We start from the raw sequence: 16,843 nt of genomic DNA, 5'->3' as shown, positions 1-16,843 counted from the left end.
CTCTGCTACCATGAAAAAGATCATCCAAACTGCGGCGCTGCTGGGGCTGCTAACTCTCGGTGCTACGAGCTGCGATAAGACGCTCGACGAGCTGACTATCAACGAGAACAAGCCCAACGCCGTGCCCGCGGCGCTACTGCTCACGGGCGTGCTCAACAACGTGTATGAAGCCCCCAACAGCCAGTACGAGGTGTGGGGCCAGTACTACCTGCACAACTACGACTACTACGGCAACAACCGCTACGATTTTGGTAGCGGCACCGCCTACTATACTACCCTCAAAAACGTGGACCTGATGGAGCAGCAGGCCCTGGCGGTGGGTTCGCCGGCCGTGAACCCCTATGCCGCACTGGGTAACTTCTTCCGGGCCTACCTATTCACCCGCATGAGCCTGCAAATGGGCGACGTGCCCCAGAGCCAGGCCCTGCTGGGCAGCGAAAACCTGACACCCGCCTACGACCCGCAGAAAGCCGTGTTTGTGCAGGCCTTCAAGTGGTTGGAAACCGCTAACACCGACCTCGGGGCACTCATTGAGGGTGGCACCACCACAGTGAGCGGCGACATCTACCACGGCGGCGACCTGCGCAAGTGGCAGCGCACCGTGAACACCCTGCGGGTGCGCTTGCTAGTAGAGCTGAGCAAGAAAAACGGCGACGCTGACCTTAACATTGCCGGGCAGTTTGCGGCCATTGTGGGCAACCCCGCCAAGTACCCGCTCATGGCCAGCAACGCCGACAACTTGCAGTACACCTACGTAGAGGCCACCAACAACTTCTACCCCAACAACAACCGCAACTTTGGTCAGGATGGCTCGCGCAAGAACATGGCTGCCACCTACGTAGGCCTACTCACGCAACTGCACGACCCGCGCGTGTACGCCACCTGCGAGCCCGCCCGCTACTACGTCGATAACCTCAAGCAGAGCCCAACCGATTTTGCGTCGTTCGTGGGTGCTGACCCTGGCCTTGATATGGGTGTGATGTACAACAACGCCGGCCAGGGGCGCTATTCTTTCCTGAACCGCTACCGCTACTTCCGCACCCTCACCGGCGAGCCTAGTATCCAATTGGGCTACCCCGAGCTATGCTTCAACATCGCCGAAGGTATCAATCGGGGTTGGGCCAGTGGCAACGCCGAGAGCTACTACACGGCGGGCATTCAGGCATCCATGGCCTCCTACGACCTACCTACTAGCGGCACCTACACGGCCTATTTCTATCGCCCCGGCGCCACTGACGTGAAAGTGCTTAGCAACTACGACACCTACGTGGTGCCCGTGAACTACGCCACCTACTACGCCCAGCCCAGCGTGCAGTACGCAGCCGGGGTCGACGGCCTCACCAAGATTTTGCAGCAGAAGTACCTGGCTTTGTTCCGCCACTCGGGCCTGGAAGGCTACTACACCTACCGCCGTACCGGCGTACCGGCCTTCTCTACCGGCCCTGGCACCGGCAACAGCGGCCGCATTGCGCTGCGCTTTCGCTACCCTACCTCCGAGCAAACGGCCAATACCGACAACTACCAGGCAGCACTAACCAGCCAGTACGGTGGCAACGACGACATCAACGGCGCGATGTACCTGCTGAAATAATTACTACCTAGCTAGCCCGTCATGCGTCGACTTTGTTCAGCATGGCGGGCTTTTTTTCTTCACGACACCCTACTCCTGCCTATCATGCACCGCACTCACTTCTTTCTCCCGCTGCTACTGAGCCTCAGCCTGACCGCTGCCAACGCCCAAACACCTAAGCACCGCACCGAAAACGTGGTGTTGGTGACCCTGGACGGCATGCGCTGGCAGGAAGTTTTCGGTGGGGCTGATACCAGCCTGTTCCGCCAGAGCAAGCACTATTACGCCGACCAGGCGGCTCTGCGCAAGGAGTTTGGGCAAGGTACAGCCGTGCAGCGACGCCAAGCGCTGATGCCTTTTCTGTGGGGAACCGTTGCCAAGCAGGGCCAGCTCCACGGCAACCGCGACGCTGGCAGCCTGGTGAATGTGACCAACAACCAGTGGTTTTCCTACCCTGGTTACAACGAAATCCTGACCGGTGCCGCCGACAACGCCCGCATCCACAGCAACGACCCGCTGCCCAATCCCAATGTGTCGGTGCTGGAGTGGCTGAACCAGCAGCCGGCCTTTCGCGGCCAGGTAGCGGCCTTTGGGTCTTGGGACGTGTACCCGGCCATCCTCAATGCCAAGCGCAGCGGCCTACCCGTGAATGCCGGCATGGAGCCTGTGCCCGGCCCCGGCCTTTCGCCCCAGGAGCTGCTGCTGAACGAGATGCTGCCGACCACGCCCAGTCCGTTCGGTACCGAGCGCCTCGACTCGTTCACCGACCAATACGCTCAGGCCTACCTGAAGCGCAAAAAGCCGCGGGTGCTCTACATCGGCTTCGGCGACACCGACGAGTTTGCCCACGCCGGCGAATACGGCGCCTACCTGCACGCTGCCCACTACACTGATGAGTTCCTGCGCCAACTGTGGGACTACTTGCAAAGCGACCCGCAGTATAAAGGCAAAACCACCCTGCTTATCACCACCGACCACGGCCGCGGCGCCGCCGCCGCCGAGAAGTGGCGCAGCCACGGAGCCGACATCCCCGGTGCCGATCAGATCTGGATGGCTGCTCTTGGCCCCGACACACCAGCCTCGGGCGAAGCCCGCACCGGGCAGCTTTACCAAAACCAAGTAGCGGCTACCTTGGCCCAGCTACTAGGCCTGAACTACGCCCCTACCCCCGCCACGGGCAAGCCCGTGGGAAGCGTTGCGGGGAGTGGTTCTCGGAAGTAACGCTGTAAGCACCGCTTGCTAATACCATGAAAAAGAGTCTTCTATTTGTGTGTGCTGCGCTACTCACACACGTTGCAACTGCCCAGCAGCGCAGCCCCAAAGTAGTGTTCATCATTGCCGATGGCATTCCGGCCGACGTTATCGAAAAGGCCTCGGTGCCGAACATTCGCAAAGTTATAGCCGCCGGCACCTACCTGCGCGCCCACGTGGGCGGCGACCAAGGCACCTACACCGAGACGCCTACCATTTCAGCGCCCGGCTACAACAACCTGCTCACGGGCACCTGGGGCTACAAGCACAATGTGTGGGGCAACAGCATTAAAGCGCCTAATTATCAGTATAAAACCATTTTTCGTCTGCTGAAAGACCAGCAGCCCACGAAGAAAACCGCCATCTTCTCCACCTGGCTCGACAACCGCACCAAGCTGGTAGGCGAAGGCCTACCAGCCACCGGCAACCTGCGTGTTGACTACCGCGCCGACGGCTACGAGCTGGACACCATCGCCTACCCCCACGACAAGCAGAGCCAGTACATTCACGCCATAGACGAGCGGGTAGTGGAGGAAGCTGTTAAAACCTTGACTGCCAAGGGTCCCGATTTGTCGTGGGTGTACTTAGAATACACGGATGATATGGGCCACCGCCACGGCGACAGTGAGCAACAGCAGCAGGCCATTGCCTACCTTGATGCGCAGGTAGGGCGCCTGTGGGACGCCGTGCAGACCCGCCAGAAAAAGTACAAGGAAGACTGGCTGCTGGTACTCACTACCGACCATGGCCGCGACCCCCAAACCGGCCGCAACCACGGCGGGCAGTCGGCGCGGGAGCGGGCCACTTGGGTGGTCGTTAGCACGAAGAACGTCAATGCTTATGCCCAGCAGCCAGAGCCCGTCGCCATCGTAGATATTCTGCCTACCATCAGCCGGTTTATGCAGTTGTCCCTACCCCAAACTACGCAACGGGAGCTGGACGGCGTGCCGCTTCTTGGCCCCGTTTCGCTGGCCCAGCCGCAAGTGCAAATAGCGGGCGATAGTCTGCGCATTACGTGGAAGGCATTGGGGCCGAAAACGGAAAAGGTGAAGGTGTGGCTGACTGCCACTAACGACTTCCAAACGGGCGGCCAAGACCGTTACACCTTGCTCGGTACTGTGCCACTGGCTCGGCAGTCGTTGAGTGTCAGCCGCAAGCAGTATCCAGCGGAATTCTATAAAATTGTGCTGGAAGGTGAGCACAACACCGTAAACCGCTGGCTGACCAACGAGAAGCCAGGACCAAAGGCACAAGCAGATTGATAGTAGCCCGAAGCGCCGCTTCGTGACCGGCAGAACGCCTTCAAGCGGTAGCGAGGTGGCGCTTCGTATCACGTGCTATGTCAACTTCTGGCCAGTTCTGTCTCCAAGTGTCGCTGAAACTCCACCAATGACGCAAACAACCCGTCATTCTGACAAGCGGCTAACTGGGCGTGGGTATGCGTCCCATTCGTGAGGCCGAAGCTCCCGGCGCACCCAGCGCGCCGGCCCGATTCCAAGTCCGAAGGGGTGTCGCCAACGTTGTACACGTGCTGCGGGTCCGTGATGCCGAACGTGTGCATTGCTTGTTGAATCATCAGCGGGGCGGGACGGCCTTCGGCAACCTCGTCGCTGGCAATCGATAAGTCGATGAGGGATTGGGCATTGCCCTGGTAGTGGGCATCAAGGCCAATGTCCCAGCGCAAGCGGCGCAGGATGAGGTTTGTTACCTCGCGGTAGAAGCCGGTGGTGAGGGCAATTCGGACACCACTTTTACGCAGAAACGCCAGCAGTTCCAAGCAGCCTTCAGTTGGTACTACCTCGGCGGTGCGGTAGTGTGCCTCTAGCAGCTCCCGAAATACCTGGTAGGAGTGGTCTACTCGTTGCGTGTGTAAGGCAGCATCGGCATGTGCGCCTAGTTGCTCCCGCCACAGTAGCTCGAACACAAACCGTTTGGCCTGACCCTGCACGGCCAAGATACGCTCGGCGGAGGCCTGCAATCCGGTAGCTGTGGCAGCTTGGGCAAAGCAGGCTTCTACCTCGTGTTGGTCGCGGACGGTGGTACCAGCCATATCCAGCACGACAAGTTGTACAGTTTTCATAGAACAACAGTATTGTTTACAAATATGAAACAAATATACCGTTCTATAGGGGCAGGAGGTTCTGGCAATATCAAGCGTATATTATATTTTGAATTCCGAACTTGTCCGCATGAAGCATGACAAACTGAGTTTGATTGGAGTCCGGATTCTGGAACTGCGCAAAGCGAAAAAGATGAGTCTGCGCGAACTGGCTAAGCGTAGCAATCTGTCGGCCGGCCTGCTGTCCAAAATCGAAAACTTCCGAACGGTACCTTCTCTTTCCGTGCTCATCGAAATTGCTAACTCGCTGGAAGTTGACGTATCGGTACTGGTAAAAAATATCAACGGCGAAACCGCCGCGCCCTACCTGCTCGTGCGGGCCGGGGAAGGACGACCCGAAACCCGCGACGATTCCAAAGGATTGCTCTACCGCTACCTGCTTTCTCAGGACTTGGCTAACTATAGCTTGCGCGTTAACGAAGTCATTATCAATCCAAATACATATCGCAAGCCGCTATCTACTAATGCGCTAGAGCTTATATATGTACTGGAGGGCACCGTACAGTACGGGTTTAAAGAAGGTGAAGTAGCCGTGTCGCCCGGCGACACGTTGTACTTCGACGGCCTACTGGCTCATTCCGTTCGCAATACCTCTGACCAGCCGGCCCGGCTATTCAAAGTGTACCTGCTGCGCCACACGGATTGATCTAGTGCCCCATTCGCTGTTATGAAATATAACAAACTCATAACGGTTTATATGTTTCATATTAGTTAACTAATCTTACGTTTGTGCCTGCTCTCTTATGAGCGCAAGCACTATGGAAAAGTCGTATGATCTGATTGTGGTAGGCGCAGGGGTACTAGGCGCATTTCACGCCTATTTTGCCCTGCAACGCGGTCTGAGGGTATTGCTATTGGAAAAGGATAACCGTCCTATGGCCGCAACGGTGCGCAACTTCGGCCAGATTATCCCTTCAGGTATGGCCGAGGGGGAATGGTTCGACTACGCCCGCGTGAGCCAGGACACGTACAAAGCCATTCAGGCAGAATACGACATTTCCATTCGACCCTCAGGCGCGCTTTACCTGGCCTCTACCCCGTTGGAAATGCAGGTGCTGGAAGAAAAGCACGCCCGCTACCGAGAAATAGGCTACCCTTCGCAGTTGCTCACGCCAGCGCAATGCCAACAGCGCCTACCTGCTGTGCAGGCTAGTTACTGTGTAGGCGGCTTGCTGTTCGAGCAGGAAGTCACTGCCGAGCCCGACCAGATGATCCACCGCCTGCTGGCCTACCTAGTAGCCCGGTGGCAACTCGACTACCGCCCCGGTACGCCCGTGCAAGACGTAACGGCGGGCAGCGCCGCCGCGGAGGTAGTAGATGCGCGTGGTCAGCGCTACCAAGCAACCCAGGTGCTGGTCTGTAACGGTCGGGATTTTCAGTGGCTGTTTCCGGACCTGTTTGCCCAAAGCGACCTGCAACTATGCAAGCTGCAAATGCTAGCTACCTACCCGCTCCCGCAGGTGCAATTGCCCGGCTCAGTGCTCACAGGGTTATCCATTCGGCGCTACCATGCTTTCCATTCCTGCCCATCGTTCGCAGCGCTTCAAGCGGAGGAGATAGATGCTGACCTGCGCCAATGGGGCATTCATATCCTATTCAAACAAGCTGTGGACGGCTCCATCATCATCGGCGACACGCACGAGTATGCACCTGTGGCGGATGGTAGTAGGCTGGATTTTAATAATACTGATTCGCTCAATCAACTGATGCTCAGCGAAGCCCAACGTATCATCACCCTACCCGATTGGCGCATTCAGCGCGTCTGGAACGGCTACTACGCCCAGAGTAAATCAGCCGAAATTTTTCAGGTTTCCCCCGATCCGCGCATTCATATTGCAACGGGCATTGGTGGCAAAGGCATGACAACTGCTTGTGGGTTTGCCCAACAGCATATGGCACGGTTAGTCAACTAGTGCTAAACTAGGTGGGGTGGATTTGGTGAGCTAACCATCGTGTTTTCTATAGTGGTGGCTTTGTTCGCGCCAGTCGTCCTAGTGCTGTATTCGCCCTTTCCTAACGATGGAGCGTTCAATTATCAATGCGCGTTTATGCTAGAAGTATCGGTGAAACTGCTTATTTGTAGTACTCCTCCACCCACAGCCTATAGACAGTAGGCCATTAGGCAACAGCGTATGGCTCGACCTTCATATCGCCGTTGTACGCCTCCCTTATACATAAAAAAGAACGCTTGCACGGTAACGTACTAAGCAGCAGCGTCCTTAGTATGTAACTTTTGTGGAAGAAGAGACCTAATGGGGTGTTCGTATCTTCACGGGCGAACGAAACGGCCTGTTACCCCCTCGCTCCTATGCACCCGCTCCGCGCCTACCTGCTCCGCTTCGTGCCCGAGTTGACCGATAACGATTGGCAGCCGCTGGCCCAGGCGCTGCGCGTACAGCACCTCGCCCGCGGCGAGCATTTCCTGCAGGCCGGCGAGCACCGGCCCGTGCTGGCCTTGCTGCTCCGCGGCACCTGCCGCCTCTACTACCCCCGCCCCAACGGGGAGGAGCGCACCACCTACTTCTTCTTCGAAAACCACCTGCTCGGCGACTATGCCGGCTGCCTGACCGGGCAACCGAGTCAGCTCAGCATTCAGGCCCTGGTCGACACCGAGCTCGTCGTCTTTGACTATGCCGTCTTGCACCGGCTCTATGAGGAGCGCCCCGTGTATGAGCGCTTCGGCCGCTTGCTGGCCGAGTATCATCTGCTGGGTACGGATGCACGCCTGGTCGAGCACCTGCTGCTCTCCCCCGAGGAGCGCTACCGAGCGTTGCTGGCCAGTGGCAAGACGAAGATCCTGGAGCGCATCCCCCAGCACCTGGTGGCCAACTACCTGGGCATCACCGCTGTCTCCATGAGCCGAATTCGGGCGCGAGTGGCGCGCGGGCACTAACGGGAGCGGCGGTTTTTCTTAGCGATTGTTATCGTCGGCGGGGGGTAGGAAGGCGGACCTTTGAGTATTCTTTTTCTCCTCTACTTCCCCACTGCCTCGTGAAAAAATTACTCAAACTCGAAGAACTGGCCCAACTGCTGCTGGCCGTACTGGTCTTTGCTCACCTGCCCTACGCTTGGTGGGTGCTGCCCGCTACTTTTTTGCTGCCAGACTTGAGCATGCTGGGCTACCTAGCCGGACCGCGGGTAGGAGCCCGCTGCTACAACCTGGCCCATCACAAAGCCCTGGCCATAGCGGTGGGCGTGAGCGGCTGGTGGCTGGGCTCCTCCCTGTTGCTGCTTGCGGGCACCGTGCTGCTCCTGCATAGCGCCTTCGACCGGCTGTTGGGCTACGGCCTCAAATATGCCACCGGCTTTCACGACACGCACCTGGGCCCGGTGGGAGCCCGCCTGGCTGGGGTGCAACCGATCAACTGAGCACAGCGATTTGCGTTTGGCAACGCGCGCGTCGGGTTGAGCGAAGAGCCGGATCAGCCGTTGAACCAAGGCCAAACGGGTACTCTTTTACCAACCGACGTTCAAGTAATGATACACGCCCGATTTCCTCCACTGCTCACTGGCTCGCTCGGACGAGAAGCCCTCCTGGACTGGCCTCACAGTACCGGGCCAGTCCAGGGGGCGTTGCTGGGAAGGGTTACGCGTCGGCCGACTCGGCGGCGGTGGCCAGCGACCGGTCCTTCCAGTGGGCCATCTCGTCCTCCAGGTGCTGGATTTTGGCCTCGGCCATGTCATACGCGTCTGCTCCGAGCAGCAGGTGCAGCGGCGGGTTAGGCGCGGCCGCCAGCTGAATCAGGGCGGCGGCCCCTTTGGCCGGGTCCCCAAGTTGGGAGTTGGCTTGCCGCACCTGGTTGTGGTAGGCCTCATTATCGCGCACGAGCTGGTAATCTACTAGTTGGTCGGAAGCCAGTTTCAAAGAGCCAGACTGCAGGAAGTTGGTGCGGAAGTAGCCCGGCGCTACCACCGTCACCTTCACCCCGAACGGGGCGACCTCCGCGGCCAGTGCTTCGGACAAGCCTTCGACGGCGAACTTGGTGGCGCAGTATACGCCCCAGCCGGGGAAGCCGCCCTGAATACCGGCAATGGAGGAGAAGTTGATGAGGTGGCCGCGTTGCTGCTGCCGCAAATAGGGCATGGCCTGGCGGATGACGTTGAGCGTGCCGAACACGTTGACGTCGAAGTTTTCGCGCGCCTCGACGTCGCTTACTTCCTCCAGGCTACCTAGTTGGCCATAGCCGGCATTGTTGACCACTACATCCAGGCGACCGAACTGTTGTACTGCTGCTGCAATGGCGTGGCGCACGCTGGCTTCCGTGGTCAGGTCGACGGCCAGCGGCAGGAAGCTAGCCGCGTCTGTGCCCACCACGGCCCGTAGCTGGGCTACGTCGCGGGAAGTAGCGGCTACTTGATGGCCCTGCTGGAGCAGTTGCTTCACCAGCTCTAAGCCAAAGCCTTTGGAGGCGCCGGTAATAAACCATACTTGTTGAGCGTTTACTTGATGTTCCATGCGTGATAAGGGGACTGGGGGTTGCGTGTGTAACGACCACAAAGGTCGCCCCCCCCCCAGGCTAGCACTTATGGAAATCAAGCCGATACTTATGCAATTCAAACCCAGCGCACAGCAGAAGGAGCCACGCCTGTTTGCTTCTTGAAGAAGTAGGTGAAGTTGGCCGGTTCGTCGAAGCCCAGGCTGTAGCCGATTTCGGCAATGTTCCAGTCGGTGTGGCGCAGCAGGGCCTGGGCTTCGCCGGCCAGGCGCTCGGCGATGTGCGCGGTGGTGGTTTTGCCGGTGGTGTCGCGCACGCAGCGGTTCAGGTGGTTGACGTGCACGGCCAGGTGCCGGGCAAAGTCGCTGGCCGAGCGCAGGGCAAAGCGGTGACGAGGTGACTCGATGGGAAACTGGCGCTCCAAGAGCTCCAGAAACACGGCTGCCAGGCGGGACTTGGCATCGGGATGCTGGTAGCGGGCGTCAGTAGGCCGTAACTTCAGCGCATAGTGGATCAGCTCCGACGCGTAGCTGCGTAACAGCGCGTATTTGAGGGGGTAATCGGAGTGGAGTTCCGTCAGCATCTTGCCGTAGAGCGCACTCACCTCTTCGTCCTGCGCGGGCGTGAGCGGGTACGCGGGGGTGCTGCCGGGCTGAAACAGCGGCAGCTCGGTGAGCGTCGGGTTGCCCCAGCCCTGGAAGAATTCTTCGCGGAAAATGCAGAAAAAGCCGGTCGTCTCCTCCGACAAAGGTTGCCAGGTGTAGGGCACCTGAGGGTTGAAAAACAACAGTGTCGGCCCCGTTATGGCCAGGCTCTTGTCGGCGTAATGGTACAAGTTGCGGCCCCGGATGAGCGTGATCTTATAAAAATCTCGCCGGCTGTAGGGCACCGGCTCGGCGCTGGGGGCCAGCACGTCCTCCAGCCGGAACACATTCACCTGCCCTCTTTCTACGGGCCTGGAAACGGGCAACTCCTTGAAGTGATGTTGGTAGAATTCGGGGAGGCTCTCAGGTTTTCGCATGCGGCCAAGTTACCGAATTCAACCTATTCAACTAGAGCTGACCTACAGCTAGCGTAGCTAGGCGCTAGACTGTTTCCGGGCAGGACCAAAATGATGTACTCCTGCTCTGTTGGTCCGCTCAGCCTTTGATGCCGCTTACCGTCGAGCATGGCACCAGCAGCGCAGCCGCTAAGGCCAATACATGAGTCAGGTGCGATAACGAACACTAGAACCGGTATTTGGTAGCTTGCTCCAGCACTATAGCTGGCGGCGCATCTAGGTGCGGGGTCAGGCGGGCGCACACAAGTCCATGCTGCTGGCGGCGATTGCCTATAATCTGAGAAAATTCTGAGTTATGCGCCTAAGCGGCAACTAGGAGTAGCCCTAGTTGTATAGTCCCAGGGTGAGGTGGGTCAGGTCTCAGGTAAAAATAGTTGGGTTCTTTTGCCACTGGGCGCAGACAAATTAGTGCGCCGTTAGCCCGCACATAGTCTTGTGGCGCTAGGCGTGGTTGTAGGCTAGTAAAAATAGTAAAAAGGCTTGTAAGTGTTCGTTGAGCTCGCCCGTGGTTTGGTAGTGGTAGTGCAGCACAGCCGCTTCCTAAATTGTGCGATTCATGCGCTCGACTTGGCCATTGCTCCAGAGGTGAACTGGCTTCGGGAGGCGATGCTCCAGGCCATATTCGCGGCAGACACGGTCAAAGTTGTGGCAGCTGGGCAGGAACTGATGCGCTTGCGACGTGAACTGCACGCCGTTATCGGTCGGGACCGTATGCACTTTGTACGGCAGCTTGTCTAGTACCCAGCGCAGTCAGCCGCCACGACGCGTTTGGCGGGGATGCAACGCGGCAAAGACTACCTTACTAGTGCGGTCCATGGCCGCAAAGAGATACATCCATCCTCGCTCAAAGGCAATCGGCTGATGCCGTGGCGTTGGAAACAACGGTGCAACGCTGAGCAGGAAAGGCGCGGAATTGTAGCCTGTAGCGCGTAGAGGCAATCGTCCAGCGGCCGCAGCGTGTGCCCGGCAATGGTCTCCTGTTCGGCGCTCAGCATCGTCGAAGACGGTTCGGGGCCCATCTGCGCGTCTTGGACCGTGGGGCGATTACGCCACTTGACCACCGTTCTCGGGTTGATGCTGTAGCGCGTGGCTACACTTTGTAGGCTTTCCTGGCCGTGTTGGATAGCGTGCTGTATGGCCGCCGCTCAAGCGGGCGCTGCCGTGAGTACTTGTTCCATAGATGCGTGCGAAAGTCCAGCCCAGAAAATACACTATCGCTCCCTGGGACTATACATTCTAGAATGCTAAACACTGCCTAGGGTTCAGCTACCCCCCTTGTACATTGAGCTTGCAAAAAGATATCGCATAGATGAATACGCACGCCTACTCCCTACTTGTAAAGAAAACAGTAGGTTACTAAATGAAAACTAACATCATAAATATATACAAACCAACGCTAATCAAATATAAACAATATAGCTCTTAAAATCAATAATTTACGCTATTAAATAGCTTTGTTACCATAATGTTTAGTTTTTTAATACAAAAAAATGATAAAATATCATTATACATTAAGTAAAAAATCACTGCACATTTGACACTCTACTTCCCACTTAATTTATCACCTAATGAGGGCCTCTTTACAGACTATAGCTGTAGTGCTTTGCAGCACCACAGCAGCCTTTGCGCAACAGCGAGTTGTGCAGGGCGTTGTGACCGACACTCAGGGCGAGCCTTTGCCAGGAACAACCATCTTGGTGAAAGGCACTACCACTGGGGTCACGGCTGGTGCCGATGGCAGTTTTCAGCTAGGGCTACCGACCGGCGCTACTACGCTAGTAGTGAGCTCGGTGGGGTCTAAAACCCAGGAAATACCTATTGGCACGCAAACCAACTTCCGTATTACGCTATCGGCTGATGCGCAGACACTGAATGATGTAGTGGTAGTAGGGTACGGTACGGCGCGCAAAAGCGACCTGACGGGTTCGGTAGCCAGCGTAACGGGGGCTCAACTCACGCAGGTAGCCACCTCTGACCCCGTGCAGGCCTTGCAGGGCCGCGTAGCCGGCGTAGATATTACGTCTAATAGCGGACAGCCAGGCTCGGGTACTCGCATCCGGGTACGGGGGGTAGGCACTATCAACAACAGCGACCCGCTGTACGTGGTAGACGGCGTGCAAACCAGCGACATCAGCTTCCTGCTGCCGACGGATATCGAGTCGACAGAAATTCTGAAAGATGCCTCCGCGACGGCTATTTATGGCTCACGCGGGGCAAACGGTGTGGTGATTATCACGACCAAGCACGGGAAGGCCGGCCAAACTCAATTCAATGCGTTTGCCTACACTGGCTTTCAGCAGATACGGCGCACGCTGCCATTGGCTAGTGGCCAGGAGTATGCCACGTTGGTGACAGAGGCATACGCCAACGCTAACGCCCCTATCCCGGCCGACTATCGGGCCATTCTGAATAGCGGCTTGCAGGGCAACTCGAGCTTCGACTACCAAGACTTTGTGACCCAGAAGGGGCTGATTGCCAACTACAGCCTATCGGCGTCGGGCGGTACGGAGCAAAACCGCTACCTCATCAGCGGCAACTACTTCCAGCAGGATGGCATCGTCAAGCAGTCGGGGCTCAAGAAGTACGTGGTGCGGTTTAATGACGACGCAACGCTCACCAAGTTTCTGAAAGCGGGCGTGTCGGCAACGTTTACGCACGCCAACCAGACGGGCGCGGGCGATGGCACTGGCAACCCGTTCTATAGCACCGTGCTGCAGAACGCCATCCAGGCAAACCCCATCACCTCGCCCTACAATGCGGATGGCAGCTATTCCTACAACACCATCACGAGCTTCACGCCAAACCTAGGGCGTTACCTGGACGAGCAGAAGTTCAACAAAACCAGGAACAACACCCTGTTTTCCAGTGCTTACCTCGACGTGAGCCTTTTGAAAGGCTTGAACTTTCGGTCTACATTCGGTATCACGTACAATAACACCCAAGCAAAGGCCTATCAGCCCCAGTACTTCCTGGGTCCCAACGACCAACGCAACCAAAGCGCGTTGTCGGAGACACGATTGGCCAGTGTAAGCTGGGTGTGGTCGAACTACTTCAACTACACGAAGACTTTTGCTGACAATAGCAGCTTTACAGCCACGTTGGGCCAAGAGTCTCAGCGCAACACCTTCGAAGGCATCGGCATCCGGGGTTTTGATGTGCCGGCCAGTGCCTCGCTGCAATACCTAACGGCCGCTCGTAGCGCCAACTTCACCCTGATCACGCCTAACCCTTCCGATGCGAGCCTGCTCTCGTATTTTGGACGCGCTAATTATAATTTCCGCGACCGTTACCTCTTGACCGGTACCCTGCGCTTCGACCAAACATCGCGTTTCCTGGGCTCGCAACGTACGGGCGTTTTCCCGTCGCTGGGTGCTGCCTGGAACATCTCGAACGAGGCTTTCCTGAAGGATGCCACCGCCATTTCGCAGCTTAAGCTGCGGGCCAGCTACGGAGCTGTGGGCAACCAAAACGCTGCCCCTAATTACGGTTATGCTTCCACGGCCGTTAACAACCAGAACTACGTGTTTGGGGTAGACCAGACGCGGGCGCCAGGCTTGGCTGTGGCCACGCTCAACAACCCTGATTTGAAGTGGGAAACTGCTGTTACGTTCGACGTGGGCGTTGATGCTGCTTTCCTGGACAACCGACTGACCTTTACAGGTGACATATTCGAGCGGAAGACCAAGGACATGATTGCTCTGCTACCCGTACCCGACTACGTAGGTCAGGCCCCGGCTACCGCCAACGTGGGTACGCTACGCAACCGTGGCTTGGAGCTGGCTCTGAACTACCGCAATGAGATTGGGAAGCTCCAGTACAATGCGGGCGTGAATTTCACCAAGATCAACAACGTGATTACCGACTTGGGCGGGGCCAACCCCATTGCCAGCGGCAACGTGATTTCGCAAATCGGTAACACCACCCGCACCGATGTAGGGCGCGAAGTTGCTTACTTCTACGGCCTGAAAGCCGATGGTATTTTCCGCACACAGGAAGAAGTGGACAGCTACCGGAACGCGGCAGGTGCCCCCATCCAACCCGGCGCGCAGCCCGGCGACGTGCGCTACCGTGACATCAACGGCGATGGTGAAATCGATGCCACCGATAATACCTATCTGGGCAGTGCCACGCCAAGCTTCACCTATGGTGCTTCCTTAAACCTGTCGTACAGCAACTTCGATTTCAAGATTCTGCTGTACGGTGTGCAAGGTGCCGAAGCCGTGAATGCTGGCGCGTTCAACCTCAGCAAGTCGAGCATCTTCTCCGGCATCTGGACCAACTTCTATGCTGACCGCATGGACCGCTGGACCCCGAGCAACCCCAACAGCGACCAGCCCCGCGTGACATCGAACGACACCAACAACGGCGGTGGTTATAACGACCGATTCAGCAGCCGCCACGTGGAGAATGCCAGTTTCCTGCGTGCCCGCAATATGGAGCTGGGCTACTCGCTGCCAAGAACGGTACTAGACCAATTCAAAATTAGTGGCTTCCGGGTGTTTGCGTCGGTAGACAACGTGTTTACCATCACCAAGTACCGCGGGCTGGATCCCGAAATTTCGGCCACCGGCTACTACAACAACCCCTTGGCGTACGGCGTCGACTACGGCAACTATCCGCAGCCGCGGACTTACCGCCTAGGCCTCAACGTGCAGTTCTAACGCTATTCCCATCCGCTACTTCCAATGAGAACTTCTTCTACAGCCCGCCTCCTCGCCTTCGTGGCCATCTTAGGATTGGCACCTAGCTGCCAGAACTTTCTGGATAAAGAACCCCTAGGGACGCTTACCCAAGGCAACCTGTTCAACGACGCAACCAACGCCATACAAGCCGTGAACGGCATCTACGATGTCGCCTCCTGGGACCAGGGCCCCAAGTTTGGGGTAGGCGAATACGTGGGGCAAACCTACGAGTGGATGTTTGGCGACATCATGACCGATGACGCGGAAAAAGGCAGCACACCCAGCGACTTTACGCCTCTAACCGAGCTAAAGACCTGGACCATGACGCCGGCCAACTCCCCTATTAACACGCTGTGGGTGCATAGCTTTACGGGTATTGCGCGGGCTAATACGGTAATCAACAACATTGATGCGGGCACGATTGACCCGGCGCTGAAAGCACGCTTGAAAGGGGAAGCCTTATTCCTGCGGGCGTATTTCTACTTCAACCTCGTGAAGTCGTTTGGAGGGGTGCCCCTGTTTGAGCAGGCCGTGCTACCTACCAATACGAGCAGCGTTCGGCGCAGCACGATTGCCGAAACCTATGCTTTTCTGGAAAAAGACCTGGTGGCTGCTGCTGCCCTGCTCCCCGCGAAAAGTGGCTACTCCTCGGCCGACGTTGGGCGGGCAACCAAAGGAGCCGCTAACGGCTACCTGGCGCGCGCCATCATGTACCAACTTGGCACGGACAACGGCAATAACCACACGTGGCAGCAGGTATACGACCTGACCAACGGCATCATCACTTCCAACGAGTATAGCTTGTTGGCCAACTATGCCGCCATTCATCAAACGGTTGGGGAGAACAGCAGCGAGTCGCTCTTCGAGATTCAGTTTGCGACTTCCAATGATGGCTACGGGCCTATCATGACGGGTACCACCAACAACGTATTCCAGAACAACCGCAAAACCTTCGGCTACGGCTTCAACAACCCGACCCAGAACTTGGTGAACGAGTTTGAGACCAACGACCCCCGCCTACCCATCACCATTATCAAAGATGGCGACGTGGTGCTGGGCGTGCTCAACCGCATCGACCTTTCGGAAAATGCTACCGGCTACCTGAGCCGCAAAGTGGCTATCCTACCACCCGCCGTGAACCAGTCGGGCCCGCAGAACATTCGCAAGATGCGCTACTCCGACATCCTGCTGATGAAAGCTGAAGCTGCGGCTCAGCTCGGCAGAAGTGGCGAAGCGGTGGCACTCGTTAACCAAGTGCGGCAGCGCGCCCGCGCCGCTACGCAGCCCCCCGGTACTACCGTAGGAACCACTACCTACGCGCCGGCCAACACCCCCGCTGGCGCCCTACCCGACCTGGCAGCTGGCTTATCAGGCCAAGCCCTGCTGAACGCCATCTGGCACGAGCGCCGAGTAGAGTTTGCCGAAGAGTCGTTGCGTTTCTGGGATTTGGTGCGCACAGGCCGGTATTTCTCTGTGCTGCCAAACGAAGTGGCTGCCCGCGCCCGCACCCGCAGCATCACAACGAATGTGGTGAATCCCATTCCCCTGCTGCCTATTCCGTTGCAGGATTCTGAAACCTGGGGCGTAACGCAAAATCCTGGCTACTAAGCTAGGCGCCGGAACGCTGTCCGTTTTGCAACCGGCCGCATTTCATAGTCACATCTACAGTGGCTATGAAATGCGGCTGTTTGTAAGCCCCAACGCCTAGTGAGCGTTCGGCCTGTT

The 16,843-nt window shown here is 57.5% G+C and carries 12 protein-coding genes and 1 pseudogene; 9 read left to right on the top strand and 4 right to left on the bottom strand.

Annotated elements, in window-relative coordinates:
• Nucleotides 1–10 precede the first annotated feature (10 nt).
• From F1C16_RS22295 to F1C16_RS22285, 3 genes are all read left to right on the top strand, one after another.
• Nucleotides 11–1,591, top strand: a complete 1,581-nt coding sequence (locus F1C16_RS22295) for a SusD/RagB family nutrient-binding outer membrane lipoprotein (RefSeq protein WP_185284805.1) — start codon at nt 11–13, stop codon at nt 1,589–1,591.
• A gap of 84 nt (nt 1,592–1,675) precedes the next feature.
• Nucleotides 1,676–2,791, top strand: a complete 1,116-nt coding sequence (locus tag F1C16_RS22290) for a sulfatase-like hydrolase/transferase (RefSeq protein WP_185284804.1) — start codon at nt 1,676–1,678, stop codon at nt 2,789–2,791.
• Between the two features lie 26 nt (nt 2,792–2,817).
• Nucleotides 2,818–4,083 (top strand): alkaline phosphatase family protein, encoded by a 1,266-nt coding sequence (locus F1C16_RS22285; RefSeq protein ID WP_185284803.1) that lies wholly within the window; start codon nt 2,818–2,820, stop codon nt 4,081–4,083.
• Nucleotides 4,084–4,163: 80 nt separating this feature from the next.
• On the opposite strand, the gene F1C16_RS22280 is transcribed toward F1C16_RS22285, so the two are convergent.
• Nucleotides 4,164–4,901, bottom strand: coding sequence for an HAD family hydrolase (locus tag F1C16_RS22280; protein WP_185284802.1), 738 nt, complete (start codon nt 4,899–4,901; stop codon nt 4,164–4,166).
• A gap of 109 nt (nt 4,902–5,010) precedes the next feature.
• Here F1C16_RS22280 and F1C16_RS22275 point away from each other — a divergent pair, with 109 nt between their 5' ends.
• The 4 genes from F1C16_RS22275 to F1C16_RS22260 all read left to right on the top strand — a co-directional run bounded on the left by F1C16_RS22275 (nt 5,011) and on the right by F1C16_RS22260 (nt 8,309).
• Nucleotides 5,011–5,586, top strand: coding sequence for an XRE family transcriptional regulator (locus F1C16_RS22275; protein WP_185284801.1), 576 nt, complete (start codon nt 5,011–5,013; stop codon nt 5,584–5,586).
• 97 nt (nt 5,587–5,683) lie between these two features.
• Nucleotides 5,684–6,853 (top strand): TIGR03364 family FAD-dependent oxidoreductase, encoded by a 1,170-nt coding sequence (locus tag F1C16_RS22270; protein WP_258049210.1) that lies wholly within the window; start codon nt 5,684–5,686, stop codon nt 6,851–6,853.
• Between the two features lie 320 nt (nt 6,854–7,173).
• Nucleotides 7,174–7,833 carry a Crp/Fnr family transcriptional regulator gene (locus F1C16_RS22265; protein WP_258049209.1) on the top strand — a complete coding sequence of 220 codons (660 nt, stop codon included), beginning with the start codon at nt 7,174–7,176 and terminating at the stop codon, nt 7,831–7,833.
• Nucleotides 7,834–7,931: 98 nt separating this feature from the next.
• Entirely contained in the window at nt 7,932–8,309 is a 378-nt protein-coding gene (locus F1C16_RS22260) for a DUF4260 domain-containing protein (RefSeq protein ID WP_185284800.1), read from the top strand.
• 217 nt (nt 8,310–8,526) lie between these two features.
• Here F1C16_RS22260 and F1C16_RS22255 read toward each other — a convergent pair whose 3' ends face one another.
• The 3 genes and pseudogenes from F1C16_RS22255 to F1C16_RS22245 form a co-directional block, all read right to left on the bottom strand.
• Nucleotides 8,527–9,396, bottom strand: a complete 870-nt coding sequence (locus F1C16_RS22255) for an oxidoreductase (RefSeq protein ID WP_185284799.1) — start codon at nt 9,394–9,396, stop codon at nt 8,527–8,529.
• 98 nt (nt 9,397–9,494) lie between these two features.
• Complete coding sequence (locus F1C16_RS22250) at nt 9,495–10,397, bottom strand: AraC family transcriptional regulator (RefSeq protein WP_185284798.1); 903 nt, start codon at nt 10,395–10,397, stop codon at nt 9,495–9,497.
• Between the two features lie 447 nt (nt 10,398–10,844).
• Nucleotides 10,845–11,618, bottom strand: a pseudogene (locus F1C16_RS22245) (IS481 family transposase); the annotation flags it as partial.
• Nucleotides 11,619–12,004: 386 nt separating this feature from the next.
• Here F1C16_RS22245 and F1C16_RS22240 point away from each other — a divergent pair.
• Both F1C16_RS22240 and F1C16_RS22235 read left to right on the top strand, forming a co-directional pair.
• Nucleotides 12,005–15,097 (top strand): TonB-dependent receptor, encoded by a 3,093-nt coding sequence (locus F1C16_RS22240; protein WP_185284797.1) that lies wholly within the window; start codon nt 12,005–12,007, stop codon nt 15,095–15,097.
• Between the two features lie 24 nt (nt 15,098–15,121).
• Entirely contained in the window at nt 15,122–16,726 is a 1,605-nt protein-coding gene (locus F1C16_RS22235) for a RagB/SusD family nutrient uptake outer membrane protein (RefSeq protein WP_185284796.1), read from the top strand.
• The last annotated feature ends 117 nt before the right edge of the window (nt 16,727–16,843 follow it).

The sequence above is a fragment of the Hymenobacter sp. NBH84 genome, assembly GCF_014217645.1.
Lineage (GTDB): Bacteria > Bacteroidota > Bacteroidia > Cytophagales > Hymenobacteraceae > Hymenobacter > Hymenobacter profundi.
This window is presented reverse-complemented; position numbering and strand designations above follow the sequence as displayed.

Excerpts from the sequence above, each read along its gene's own strand:
- F1C16_RS22295 (WP_185284805.1), top strand. The coding sequence starts at position 11 with ATGAAAAAGATCATCCAAACTGCGGCGCTGCTGGGGCTGCTAACTCTC.
- F1C16_RS22290 (WP_185284804.1), top strand. The coding sequence starts at position 1,676 with ATGCACCGCACTCACTTCTTTCTCCCGCTGCTACTGAGCCTCAGCCTG.
- F1C16_RS22285 (WP_185284803.1), top strand. The coding sequence starts at position 2,818 with ATGAAAAAGAGTCTTCTATTTGTGTGTGCTGCGCTACTCACACACGTT.
- F1C16_RS22280 (WP_185284802.1), bottom strand. The coding sequence starts at position 4,901 with ATGAAAACTGTACAACTTGTCGTGCTGGATATGGCTGGTACCACCGTC.
- F1C16_RS22275 (WP_185284801.1), top strand. The coding sequence starts at position 5,011 with ATGAAGCATGACAAACTGAGTTTGATTGGAGTCCGGATTCTGGAACTG.
- F1C16_RS22270 (WP_258049210.1), top strand. The coding sequence starts at position 5,684 with ATGAGCGCAAGCACTATGGAAAAGTCGTATGATCTGATTGTGGTAGGC.
- F1C16_RS22255 (WP_185284799.1), bottom strand. The coding sequence starts at position 9,396 with ATGGAACATCAAGTAAACGCTCAACAAGTATGGTTTATTACCGGCGCC.
- F1C16_RS22250 (WP_185284798.1), bottom strand. The coding sequence starts at position 10,397 with ATGCGAAAACCTGAGAGCCTCCCCGAATTCTACCAACATCACTTCAAG.
- F1C16_RS22240 (WP_185284797.1), top strand. The coding sequence starts at position 12,005 with ATGAGGGCCTCTTTACAGACTATAGCTGTAGTGCTTTGCAGCACCACA.
- F1C16_RS22235 (WP_185284796.1), top strand. The coding sequence starts at position 15,122 with ATGAGAACTTCTTCTACAGCCCGCCTCCTCGCCTTCGTGGCCATCTTA.